The following is a 12,329-nucleotide window of genomic DNA, read 5'->3' as shown; positions in this document are numbered from 1 at the left end:
CTCCACGTGAGTCCGGCCAACGTCGCCCAGAAGACTGGCGAGCCCGTTAATCGGCCACACCCACGTGGAGCTACAGCCCACCACCCAGCGGGTGGCGGGGCTCAGCCTTCGGCGGGCCGAGGCTCGGACTTGTCGGGAGTTTCCGCGCGGCGGCGACGGCTGAAGAAGCGATCGGCCACCACGTAGAAGGCGGGCACCACGAGGAGACTCAGCACGGTGGACACCGAGAGGCCGCCGAGCACCGCGATGGACATGGGCTGGCGCGTCTCGCTGCCGGCGCCCAGCGCGAGCGCGGCGGGGACGGCCGCCATCATCGTGGCGATGGACGTCATGAGGATGGGCCGCAGACGCACCGGACCCGCGCGCTGCATGGCCTCCACCGCGTCCAGCCCCTGCTCGCGCTGCTGCAGGGCGTAGTCCATGAGGATGATGGAGTTCTTCTTCACGATGCCCATGAGGAGCAGCAGGCCAATCATGCTGAAGATGTTCAGCGTGGTGCCCGCGGCGAGCAGCGCGAAGGCGGCGCCCGCCACCGACAGCGGTAGGATGGTGAGCACCGTCACCGGGTGCAGGAACGAGTTGAACTGCGAGGCGAGCACCATGTACGCCACGCCAATCCCGAGGAAGAGCGCGAACAGCAGGCTGCTCATCGACTCACGGAAGGCCACGCTGGCCCCGCCCAGCACCACGCGGGTGCCGCCCGGCAGCTCCTTGGCGGCCTGCTCCACGAAGGCCAGCGCCTCCTCCTGGTTCGCGCCCGGCGCCACGTTGGCGAAGACGCTGATGGCGCGCTCACGGTCCCGGCGGGTGATGGCCTGCAGCGCGGGGCGCTCCTCCTGCTTCACCAGAGAGGAGAGCGGCACCAACTCGCCACTGGCGGTGCGCACCTTGAGCCGCGACAGATCCTCGGGCCGCGAGCGCTGATCGGCCAGCAGGCGCAGCCGCACGTCGATGCGCCGCCCGCCCGCGCTGTACTTGCCCACCCGCACCCCGCCCACCAGCGCGTTGAGGGTGGAGGCCACCGTCTCGACGGAGATGCCCAGGTCGGCCACGCGCGCCCGATCCGGAGTAATACGCAGCTCCGGCATGCCGAGCTGGTAGTCCGTGTCCACGTCCACCACCTTGCCGCTGGCCTGCAGCTTCTCGCGGATCTGCGCGCTGGACTCCACCAGCCGTTCCCAGTCCGAGCCGCGCACGCTGAACTCCACCGGGAAGCCGCGCTGAGCCGTGAAGCCGCTCTGCGATAGATCCTGCACCACCGCGCGCAGGCCCGGGTACGAGTTGAGCTCCTTGCGCAGCACCTGCTGGAACTCCGCCTGGCTCATGCGCTCGCTGGGGGGCTTCAGGGTCACCATCAGGTTGCCCGAGTTCACCGAGCCACCACCGCCGCCGAAGCCTCCCACCACGGCGAACACGCGCTGCACCTCGGGCCGGCTGATGGCGAAGGCCTCCGCGCGCTTGAAGAGCCGGTTCGTCTCCTCCAGGTTGCTGCCCACCGCCGTCTGCAGGCGCACGTTGAGCCGGCTCTGGTCCTGCGAGGGCACGAACTCGCTTGGCAGCGCCTGGAAGGCGAACACCGAGGCGCCCAGCATCACCGCCGCGCCGCCCAGCACCCACCACGGCCGCTTGAGCGCCTGGGCCAGCACCCGCGCGTACAGGCCCTCGAGCTTCTCGAAGCCCCGGTCCACCAGCAGGCCCACCTTGCCGCGGTGCTCGCGCGAAGTCTTGAGCAGCTGCGCGCAGCGCGCCGGCGCCAGGGTGATGGCCTCCACGTAGGACAGCAGCACCGCCACGCACAGGGTGACGCCGAACTGGAGGAAGAACTTGCCGATGATCCCCTTCATGAAGACCACGGGGATGAAGATGGCCACCACCGCCAGCGTGGCCGCCAGCGCCGCGAAGGTGATCTCCTGCGTGCCCTCGCGCGCGGCGCTCACCCGATCCTTGCCCGTCTCCGCGTGCCGGTAGATGTTCTCCAGGACCATGATGGCGTCGTCCACGACGATGCCCACCGCCAGCGCCAGCCCTAGCAACGTGAACGTGTTGAGCGTGAAGCCCAGGAAGTAGATGACGGCCACCGTGCCCAGCAGCGACATGGGGATGGCCAGCACCACGTTGAGCGTGCTGGACAGCGAGCCCAGGAACATCCAGCACACCAGCGCCGTCAGCAGACACGCCAGCAAGAGCTCGATCTCGATCTCGTGGACGCTCTCCTCGATGAAGCGCGTGGAGTCGAAGTTGACGCCCAGCAGCATGCCCTCGGGCAGCTCCTTGCGCAGCTGATCCAGCACGGCATGCACGCCCTCGGCCACGGCCACCGCGTTGGCGCCGCGCTGCTTGCGGATGCCCATGCCCTGCGCGGGATTGCCGTCCACGCGCGCCAGGCGCCGCTCGTCCTCGAAGCCGTCCTCCACCAGCGCCACGTCGGAGAGGTACACAGGGGCGCCCTGCTGCTCCCGCACGACGATGTTGCGCAGCGTCTCCAGGTCCAGCGCCTCGCCCATGATGCGGACGTTGACCTCGCGCCCCTCCGTCTCGATGCGGCCGGCGGGCAACTCCACGTGCTCGCGCTGCAGCGCGGCGATCACGTCCGCGACGGTGAGCCCCCGTGCGTCCAGCTTCCCCGCGTCCGCCCAGATGCGCACGTTGCGCTCCAGCGCGCCGCCCAGCGTCACCTCACCCACGCCCTCCACCGTCTGGAGCTTCTCCTTGATGCGGTAGCGCGCGTAGTCGCTCAGCACCTGCGGGGCAAAGGGCCCCGACAGGCCGATCCACATGATCGGCTGGTCCTCCGGGTTCGTCTTGGAGATGACCGGCGGATCCACGTCCTGCGGCAACCGCCGCTGCGCCTGGCTCACCTTCGTCTGCACGTCCTGGAGCGCCAGATCCACGTTGCGCGACAGGTCCAGCTCCACGGTGATGGAGGCGCTGCCCTGGCGCGCGGTGGAGGTGAGGGACTTGACGCCCTCCACCTGCATCACCGCCTCCTCGATGGGCTCCACCAGATCGCTCTCCACCGCCTCGGGAGAGGCGCCCTCCCAGGTGACGGAGATGTTGATGGTGGGGAAGTCCACGTCCGGGAACTGGCTGATGCCGATGCGCTGGGCCGCCACCAGTCCGAAGACGATGGTGGCCGCCATGAGCATCCACGCGAAGACAGGTTTCTTGATGCAGGCCTCGGTGATGCTCATTGCCCGGCACCTCCCGTGCTGCTCTTCTCGACCGGTTGCTGGCGCGGCTCACCCGTCAAGGGCGGCTTCTGCCCTTCCACCACGCGCACCGGCGCGCCCTCCTTGAGCGCCTCGGCGCCGCGCACCACCAGCGTCTCGCCCGGCTTCAGCCCCTCCTTCACCTCCACCCGCCCGTCCGCGGTGCGCATGCCCAGCTCCAGCACGCGCTCGCGCGCCTTGTCCCCCTCCACCACGAACGCCAGGAAGCCACGCTCGCTGGGGCGCACCGCCGTCTGCGGGATGACCGGCGAGCCCTTCGAGGTCTCCACCGGCACCGACACCGAGGCGAACGCGCCCGGCCGCAGCGCCGTGGCCTCCTCGCCCTTCACCTCCGCCGTCACCGGCACCATGCGGCTCTGATCGTCCGCCGCCGCCGCCACGTGGGTGATTTTCCCGGTGTACGTGCGCCCATCCGTGCGCACCGTGAAGCGCGCCTCCATGCCCGGCTGGAGCCGCGCCACGTCCGCCTCCGGCACGCGGAAGCGCAGGAGCAGCGGATCGCGCCGCAGCAGCGTGGCCATCACATAGCCGGGGTTCACGTACTGGCCCGTCTGCACGGTGCGCGTCTGCAGCACTCCGTCCATGGGAGCGCGCACGTACGCGTCCCGCAGGTTCAGCTCCGCCTGATCCAGCGCCGCCTTGGCCGCGCTCACCTCGGCCGCCGCGGTGCGTGCGCGCGTCTGGAAGGTCTCCAGCTCCTCGGCGGGCAACAGGCCGGGGCGCTGCTCGTTCACCGTCGCCCGCCGCTGCGCGCCCGCCTGGGCCTCCGAGGCCGAGGCCTGCGCCTTCTCCAGCGCCGCCTTCGCCGAGGCCACGGCCAGGCTGTAGCGGGTGGGCTCGATCTCCGCCAGCGCGTCGCCCTTCTTCACCGTCTGCCCTTCGGTGAACAGGACGCGCTCCACCACGCCGGCCACCCGCGCGGTGATCTGCACCTGCTCGAAGGCCTCCACGGAGCCCACCGCGCTGACGACGTACTCCACGTCGCGCGACTCCACGGGCGCCACCTCCACGGGAAATTGCATCGCCCCGCGTCCACCGCCCTTCCCTCCCGCGCCACCCGCTCCCGCCTTGCCGGCTGGCGCTTCCCCGCCCGCGGCGTCTCCTCCCCCCTTGCCGCCACACCCCGTCCCCATGGCGAGCGCCACGGCCGCCAGGGCCACCAGTCCCATGCCTCGCATTACGGCTCCTTCCCGAGAGGATCGAGTCCCACGGCGGCTCGAAGATCCAACAGCGCCACGCCCAGGCTGTAGCGCGTGCGGGCCAGCTCCACCTCCGCCTCGAAGAGGCGAAGCGAGGCATCCGCCACCGCCAGCGCGGTGGACAGCCCCTGCCGGTAGAGAATCCCTGTCTCCTCCGCGTTCCTGCGCGCCTGCGTCGCCGCCAGCTCGCTCTGCCGCAGCGCGGCCCGCGCGTTGTCCAGCGCCACCTGCGCGCGTTGAATGTCCACGCCCACACGGCGCGTGCGCGCCGTAGCCTCCAGCTCCAGAGCGTGCGTCAGCGCCACCCGCTCGCGGCGCTCCGCGTACCGCTCACCACCATCGAAGAGGTTCCACGTCAGATCGAGGGCGACGAACCCATCGCCCTGGTTGCCGATGAGCCCCGACTCGTTGGTGATGCGGTACTGCCCCGACACGCCCAGCGTGGGGAAGAGGCGGGCCAGGGGTTCACGGGCGGAGGCCTCCTGCGCCTGCACCCGGAGCCTCGTGGAGAGAAGATCCAGGCGTCGCGCCTCGGCGCCTTGCGCCAGCGCGCTCAGGCCCTCGGTCGATCGCGACGCCTCGGCCAGCAACGGCTCCGGCAGGGCCAGCGCGCCCTCCACGGGAGCGACCAGCAGGTAGCCCAGCTCGAGCCGGCTCGCCTGGGCCTCGCCACGGGCCTGGGCCAGCTCCACCTCGGCGCTGGACACCTCCAGCTCCGCGCGAGTCACGTCGTTGGTGCTGGCCAGCCCTGCTTCCGCCCGGGCCTTGGCGTCCAGCAGCGTCTGCTGTGCGAAGTCGAGCCGCCGCACGGCGGCCTCATACACCTGCTGTGTACCCAGCGTGGTGAGGAAGGCATCCGCCGCCTCGAAGGCCACCAGCCGGCGCTCCTCGCGCGATTCCAGCTCCGCCGCCTCGCCCTCCAACCGCGCCGCCCGGTACAGCGGAAAGCCCCGCGCGTCGAACAGGGACATGCGGGCCACGGCCGTGGCGCCCAACGCGTTGCGTCGTTGCAGCACCGTCGGTTGGCCCGCCACATTTCGCACCGACTCGCGCAGGCGGCGGGTGTAGGTGCCAGTAACCGTCAGCTCGGGGAAGAAGAAGGCACGGGCACGGGCCACCCGAGCGTCCGCGGCCTCGGCGCGCTGCTGGGCCGCCAGCGCCCGCTCATTGTGCTCCGAGGCAAGCTCCACGGCGCGCTCCAGGGTCAGCGGCTCCGCGGCCGGAGTCTCCGAAGGCGAAGCCGTGGGCGCGGCGGGCGCCACTGGGGGGGCTGGCTCCGAGGTCTGCGCTCTGGCATCCAGCGACGTGAGGACGAGGCAGGCACACAACGGGGCGCCGAGGAAGAGTCGAGCGGTAAACATGAAAGGCCGGGCGTCGGACGAGGTGCGGGGGACTCGTTGGAGCGCCATATAACGAAGCGCGGGATGTAGGGCCATCGACTTCTCGCCTGTCTGGACGTTCGCCCGCTCGGCGGACTAAGGGGGATTCCAGTTCCTCTGGGCGTCCTCTGCGGAGGGGGCCCCACCAGACGGGCGTGCGCCCGGGAATCCACCAGCGATGCGTTTATTCCTGATGGGGCTGTGGGTCGTGCTGTTGGCCAGCGGGTGCAAGCGTGCGGAGCCGCAGGCGGGTGCGCTGCGGGTGGAGCTCTCCTACGCGACGTTCCGCCCCGGGTGCCTCACGCTGAAGGCCTCGGACAAGGAGGACCCCTCTCGCGAGAAGCTCGAGGAGCTGGTGCTGGGCACCCCTCCTGCTCCCAGCAAGGAGCTGCTCGTGGCCGTCTTCCGCCAGGAGGGCTGGAGTCGGAACCTGGTGCTGACGGCCACGGCGTACGAGCGCAGCTGTGCCGATACGAACCGGCGGCAGGTGGACACGCAGACGCTGGAAGCCGAGGTCCCCGAGGAGGGCGTGCTGCCGGTGAAGATGGAGCTCCGGGCCGAGGACCTGGACGATGACGGCTTCGTGAGCACGGCGCAGGGAGGCTCGGACTGCGATGACGATGACCGCCAGGTGAACCCGAACGCTCCCGACATCTGCAATGGCAAGGACGACAACTGCTCGGGCGACGAGTCGGACGCGACGGGAGCGATCACCTATTTTCGCGACGCGGACGGAGACGGCTATGGAGACAGGGACCCTCTGCGCCAGCCCCTGGTGAGCTGCACCCGACCCGCGGGCTACGCGGCCAACAACCGGGACTGCGACGATTCCAAGGCCAACTTCCGCCCGGATCAGGCGGAGTCCCTGTGCGACGGGCAGGACGAGAACTGCGACGACGTGGTGGATGACACCTTCGGTGCGGGCACGACATGCACCACGAGCCAGGGCTGCGGCGGAACCGTCACGTGCCAGAGCACCACCAGCGCCGCGTGCGTGAGTCCCACTTCGCCCAGCAACTGGTACGTGGATGAGGACGGGGACGGGCGCGCGGGCACCTTCGCCGCGATGAGCTGCGTGGCGCCTGCGCCCGGGGCCGTGACCAGCCCGAGCGACTGCAACGACAGCTCCCCGTTCGCCTTCAACGGGGGAACGGAACGTTGCGATCGGCTGGACAATGACTGCAATGGCGTGGTGGACGATCCGCCGACGTGTGCCTCGGTGAGCTGGAGGACCGTCTCCAACACGGGCTCCACCCAGTGGGACGCCGTGGCTTCCTACGCGGAGAACAAGGCGTGGGCGGTGGGCACCAACCAGTTGGCGCACGTGGAGCAGTCCACCGCGACGCTCTACACCGACTGCACGGGGAGCTGGCGAAGCGCCTGGGCGCGTGCGGACGGACGCGTCTTCATGGCCTCGTCCGACGGCGTGCTCGCCACGCGGGCGTTGGCGGAGAACGGCTGCGCGACCGTGAACTCAGGGCAAAGCGTCAGCATCAACGGGCTGGTGGGCTTCGAGAACGGCGCGAGCACCACGCTCTTCGCGGTGGCGAGCGACGGGCGCATCTACCGGTGGGAGCACATGGGCACGGGCGCAGGCACGGTCACGGAGACAGCGCGGGTGGGTGCCAACCTCCGGGCCATTCATGGGACGAGCCCCACGAACCTGCTGGCGGTGGGCGCGGAGTCGGTGTCCTCGGTCAACGAGCCGCGGATCTTCCGCTCTTCTCCCACGGGCAACGCATGGACCCGTGAGACGCTGCCGGGTTCACTGCCCACTGATTTCTTCCTGCGCAGCGTGCATATGGTGCATGGCCAACTCGCGCATGCGGTGGGAGACAAGGGCGTGGTGCTCAAGGGCGTCAAAGGGGTTTGGAGCGAGCTGCCCCGACTGGAGCCGAACGACACCCCCACGAATATCCGGGACGCCGTCTCCTACAGCGACACCGTCATCTACCTCGTCGCCAACGACAAGACGGTCTACGTGTTCGATGGCACGACCTGGGACGACTTCCACACGGTCAGCTGGACGCCCATCGCGATCGACGGCGTGAGCCCGCACGAGCTCTGGTTGGCGGGTTCACAGGGCAACGTGGCCCGCTGGTCTCGCTGAGCCAAGCTGCTTCCGCGGCGGCTATATTCGGCGCGATGAGCCGAGCGCGCACCGCGAGCCTGACCCTCGACGAGTTCCTCCCCTACCGCCTCTCGGTCGCCGCGAACGTCGTCAGCCAACGGGTCGCCCGCGTATACGCGGAGCAATACGGCCTGAGCACCCAGGAGTGGCGACTCATCGCGGTGCTCGGAGAGGACGGCGAGCGCACGCAGCTCGAGCTCATCAAGCGCACGCGGATGGAGAAGGTCCCGGTGAGCCGCGCCGCGCGCTCCCTCGAGGAGCGCGGACTGGTTCGGAGCGCCACGAGCGAGAGCGACGCCCGCTCGCGCCGCCTGTCACTCACCGCCGCGGGCCGGCGCATCTACGAGCGCGTGGCGCCCGCGGCGCTCGAGGCCGAGGCCGAGGTGCTCGCCGAGCTCGGGCCCGATGAGCGCGCTCTGTTGCGCTCGCTGCTCGAGCGGATCGAACGCGCCGCGAGCCGCGCCCTGAAGCAAGGCCCGTGAAGCTTGTCAATTTGGTTTCATTTGTTACTATCTGAGGTGCCATGGAAAAGCTCCGCCACCAATCAGGGTTCGGGAACGAGCACGTATCGGAGGCGATCGCCGGTGCGCTCCCCGTCGGCCAGAACACGCCGCAGCGCGTCGCGTTCGGCCTCTACGCCGAGCAGCTCTCGGGCACGGCGTTCACGGCGCCGCGCCATGAGAACCGGCGGACGTGGCTCTATCGACTGCGACCGAGCGCGGCCCACCCGCCGTACCGGCAGACGGACGCAGGCAAGCTGCGCAGTGGGCCGTTCACCGAGGTTCCCCCCTCCCCCAACCGGCTGCGCTGGAATCCGCTGCCGCTACCGACGGCGCCGACCACGTTCCTCGAGGGACTGCTCACGCTGGGAGGCAATGGCTCCCCCGCCATGGGCGCGGGCGCGGCGGTGCATCTCTACGCCGCGAACGCGTCGATGATCGACACCGCGTTCTTCAACGCCGACGGCGAGCTGCTCATCGTCCCCCAGTCCGGGGCGCTCCGGATCGTGACCGAGCTGGGCGTGCTGGAGGTTCCTCCCGGTCATGTCGCGCTCATCCCGCGCGGGATGCGCATGCGCGTGGAGCTGCCGGAGGGGCCGGCGCGCGGCTACATCTGCGAGAACTACGGCGCGCCGTTCCGGCTCCCGGAGCTGGGGCCCATTGGCTCCAATGGGTTGGCGAACCCGCGAGACTTCATCGCGCCGGTGGCGAGCTACGAGGACATCGAGCGGCCGACGCGCGTCGTGCAGAAGTTCCAGGGCAACCTGTGGGAGACGACGATCGACCACTCGCCGTTCGATGTCGTCGCATGGCACGGCACGCACGTCCCGTACACGTACGATCTCGCGCGGTTCAACACGATCAACACGGTGAGCTACGATCACCCGGACCCGTCGATCTTCACGGTGCTGACGTCCCCGAGCGATACACCGGGGACCGCGAACTGCGACTTCGTGATCTTCCCGCCCCGGTGGATGGTCGCGGAGAACACGTTCCGGCCGCCGTGGTTCCATCGCAACGTGATGAGCGAGCTGATGGGGCTGGTCCACGGGGTCTACGACGCCAAGGCGGACCAATTCGTGCCGGGAGGAGCGTCGCTCCACAACTGCATGAGCGCACATGGTCCCGACCGGAAGACCTACGAGGCGGCGGTCGCCGCGGACCTCGCGCCGCGGAAGATCGACAACACGCTCGCGTTCATGTTCGAGACCCGCTGGGTCATCGCGCCGACACGCGCGGCGATGGAGAGCCCGGCGCTGCAGTCGGACTACGACGCCTGCTGGGCCGATCTGCGCAAGGCCCAGGTGCCTTCCAAGGAAGAGGCTCCAAAGTGAAGCTCGCATCCCTGAACGTGGGGCGGGATGGCCGCCTGGTGGTCGTGTCGAAGGATCTCAAGCGGCAGGCGGATGCATCGGCCATCGCGCTGACGTTGCAGGCCGCGCTCGATGAGTGGGACCGTTGCGCGCCCCTGCTGCGTTCGCTCGCGGAGCGACTGGAAAAGGGAGACCTCGCGGGTGAGCCGTTCGACCCCACGCGGTGTGCGGCGCCCCTGCCTCGCGCCTATCAGTGGGCGGACGGCTCGGCGTACGTGAATCACGTCGAGTTGGTGCGCAAGGCGCGCAAGGCGGAGATGCCCGCGACGTTCTGGACCGACCCGTTGATGTACCAGGGTGGCTCGGACGGCTTCCTGGGCCCATGCCAGCCCATCCCTCTCGCGGACGAGTCGTGGGGCTGCGACATGGAGGGAGAGGTCGTGGTCGTGACGCGCGATGTCCTCCTGGGGGCGACGCGTGAGCAGGCACTGGGAGCAGTCGTGCTGGTCGGGCTCGTCAACGACGTGTCGTTGCGGAACCTGATTCCGGATGAGCTGGCGAAGGGCTTTGGGTTCTTCCAGTCCAAGCCGGCGTCGGCGCTCTCGCCGGTGTTCGTCACGCCTGACGAGCTTGGCACGGCGTGGCGTGATGGAAAGCTGCACCGCCCCCTCGAGGTCTTCCTCGATGGCCAGCCATTCGGGCGTGCGAACGCCGGCGTGGACATGACGTTCGACTTCGGCACGCTGGTGGCGCACGCGGCCAAGACGCGCACGCTGTGCGCGGGGACGATCATCGGCTCGGGCACGGTGTCCAACCGTGGCCCTGACGGGGGGCCAGGCAAGGCCGTGAGCGAGGGTGGCGCGGGCTACTCGTGCATCGCGGAGCTGCGCACGGTCGAGACGCTCCAGAGCGGCGCGCCCAAGACGCCGTTCCTGAAGCGGGGCAACCGGGTGCGCATCGAGATGCGGGATGAAGCCGGCACGATCTTCGGGGCCATCGACCAGGTGGTCGGAGCTTGAGCCCCTTCAGGTAACCTTGGGCTCATTGGTGGAGCGCATGAAAGACACGGGTCGCGCTCTCCTCTTCTCTCTGTGGGTCATACTTGTGGGCCTCACGGCGGGGTGCGCCTCAATGGCTCACTCCACCGCGAGCCAGCCGACCGACGCAAGACAGCCCATCTATCTGGCCCAAGCCTCCTGCTGGGACACAGAGAGTTGCTGCATCTTGAGGGATCCGCTGACCGCGGCCAACCGCTGTATGGTCAGCCCCTTGAGGATTGCTGAAGTTCTCAATGGCGTGAAGACGCTCTATGGGACGACGCAATCTGGGGTGGCGCGGCTCGAAGAAGAGGCCCAAACGAAAGAGGACGCGGCATTCGCCGAAGCCGCCGAAGCCGCCGGAGAAGCCGCGCCCGAGCCCCCCGATTGCCAAGGACAGAACCATCACGTCATCTCCCGGCCCATCGCCAAGGTACTGGAGGACCATGAAACCCTCAGCGGACTCTACGAGCCGAGAGATGAGCGCTACGTGGCCAAGGCAAAGGACAAGGAGTCGCACTGCGGCTACCAGAAATGGCACCGCGAGGTAGACCTGGAGGTTATGAGGTGGCTGAGGCAGGAGCGCAGAGCAACGCCGGAGGAGTTCATGGCGAAGCTGCGCGAGATCTACAGCCGCAAGGACATGCTCAAGAGGTTTCCCAATGGCTTCGGGCCCGCCATCTGACGCGCGCTTCTTCGTGCTTGAGGACGATGTCTGGGGGCCTCACGACACCAAGTTCTACAAATCGGAGCCTACCAATCGCGGAGGTGCCACGCGTTGCACCCACTGTGGCGAGCCCATCGGCATGAAGGTGTGGCTGCCCCCGTACCGCGTCGAGCTGGAAGTGCATGGTGCGACCTTCGGGGACTTCGTCGAAGGGCCAGGCGATGAGGCGCTCTTCTCCGAACGCATGGCGGAGACATTTCGAGAGGAAGGGCTCACCGGACTGCTCGGCTTTCATCCCGTCGAGGTGAGCCGTGTGCGGGCAAAGCGCAAGCGCCCCAAGTCCGGCTCTGTGCCCCGCTACTTCGTCGTCAGCCCATGCTTCGGCCGTGGAGCCGTGGATGAGGCAAGGAGCCACCTCCGCCACACCAAGCCCATGACATGCGCTGAGTGCCGCTATCGTGGACTGGACTCCATCCATGGGTTCTCTTTGGAGCCCGGCACCTGGCAGGGCGAGGACGTGTTCCGCCCCCGTGGCCTCCAGGGGACCATCATCGTCTCCGAGCGCTTCGCCAGGTTCGTCACGCGCCACGCCTTCACGAACACGAAACTGACCCCCACCGAGGAGTACGTCTGGGACCCTGGCCAGCCCTGAAGGCCAACGGACGCCCGTCTGAAACAAGACTTCCTCGCCAGCCCGGATGTTCCGGAATGGCGCGAGCGTCCTGATCCAGGGCGATCCAAATTGGGGCACCAGGACGGTACACCCCTCCCCCTCCCCATGTCATTCCGGGCATTTAGGCTCTGGCATCGTCCCTGCTTTAGCCCAGGAACGACAGCGCGGCCGCACCGGGCCGACAGCACTTCGAGGGAGAC

The 12,329-nt window shown here is 68.9% G+C and carries 9 protein-coding genes; 6 read left to right on the top strand and 3 right to left on the bottom strand.

Annotated features, from left to right (window positions below):
* Window positions 1-101: 101 nt before the first annotated feature.
* The 3 genes from SYV04_RS31930 to SYV04_RS31920 are packed head-to-tail and all read right to left on the bottom strand — an operon-like array spanning window position 102 to window position 5,790.
* Window positions 102-3,191, bottom strand: coding sequence for an efflux RND transporter permease subunit (locus tag SYV04_RS31930; RefSeq protein ID WP_321549750.1), 3,090 nt, complete (start codon window positions 3,189-3,191; stop codon window positions 102-104).
* Complete coding sequence (locus tag SYV04_RS31925) at window positions 3,188-4,408, bottom strand: efflux RND transporter periplasmic adaptor subunit (protein WP_321549749.1); 1,221 nt, start codon at window positions 4,406-4,408, stop codon at window positions 3,188-3,190. The genes SYV04_RS31930 and SYV04_RS31925 overlap by 4 nt, the downstream gene beginning before the upstream one ends.
* Window positions 4,408-5,790, bottom strand: a complete 1,383-nt coding sequence (locus SYV04_RS31920) for a TolC family protein (RefSeq protein WP_321549748.1) — start codon at window positions 5,788-5,790, stop codon at window positions 4,408-4,410. Before SYV04_RS31920 ends, SYV04_RS31925 begins: the two co-directional genes overlap by 1 nt.
* 196 nt (window positions 5,791-5,986) lie before the next feature.
* Between SYV04_RS31920 and SYV04_RS31915 the strand changes: the two genes are divergently transcribed.
* The 6 genes from SYV04_RS31915 (at window position 5,987) to SYV04_RS31890 (ending at window position 12,108) form a co-directional block, all read left to right on the top strand.
* The gene (locus tag SYV04_RS31915) at window positions 5,987-7,918 is read left to right on the top strand and encodes a putative metal-binding motif-containing protein (protein WP_321549747.1); all 1,932 of its coding nucleotides are present in this window, start codon (window positions 5,987-5,989) and stop codon (window positions 7,916-7,918) included.
* 35 nt (window positions 7,919-7,953) lie between these two features.
* Window positions 7,954-8,421, top strand: a complete 468-nt coding sequence (locus SYV04_RS31910; RefSeq protein ID WP_321549746.1) for a MarR family winged helix-turn-helix transcriptional regulator — start codon at window positions 7,954-7,956, stop codon at window positions 8,419-8,421.
* Between the two features lie 41 nt (window positions 8,422-8,462).
* Entirely contained in the window at window positions 8,463-9,773 is a 1,311-nt protein-coding gene (gene hmgA / locus SYV04_RS31905) for a homogentisate 1,2-dioxygenase (RefSeq protein ID WP_321549745.1), read from the top strand.
* Window positions 9,770-10,771: a fumarylacetoacetate hydrolase family protein gene (locus SYV04_RS31900; protein ID WP_321549744.1), complete on the top strand. Its 1,002-nt coding sequence runs from the start codon at window positions 9,770-9,772 to the stop codon at window positions 10,769-10,771. The genes hmgA and SYV04_RS31900 overlap by 4 nt, the downstream gene beginning before the upstream one ends.
* A 37-nt stretch (window positions 10,772-10,808) precedes the next feature.
* Window positions 10,809-11,474, top strand: coding sequence for a Wall-associated protein precursor (locus SYV04_RS31895; RefSeq protein ID WP_321549743.1), 666 nt, complete (start codon window positions 10,809-10,811; stop codon window positions 11,472-11,474).
* 121 nt (window positions 11,475-11,595) lie between these two features.
* Window positions 11,596-12,108: a hypothetical protein gene (locus tag SYV04_RS31890; RefSeq protein ID WP_321549742.1), complete on the top strand. Its 513-nt coding sequence runs from the start codon at window positions 11,596-11,598 to the stop codon at window positions 12,106-12,108.
* The last annotated feature ends 221 nt before the right edge of the window (window positions 12,109-12,329 follow it).

The sequence above is a fragment of the Hyalangium ruber genome, from assembly GCF_034259325.1.
Classification (GTDB): Bacteria; Myxococcota; Myxococcia; order Myxococcales; family Myxococcaceae; genus Hyalangium_A; species Hyalangium_A rubrum.
The sequence above is the reverse complement of the archived record's forward strand: the minus strand, read 5'-3'. Positions and strand labels throughout refer to the sequence as shown.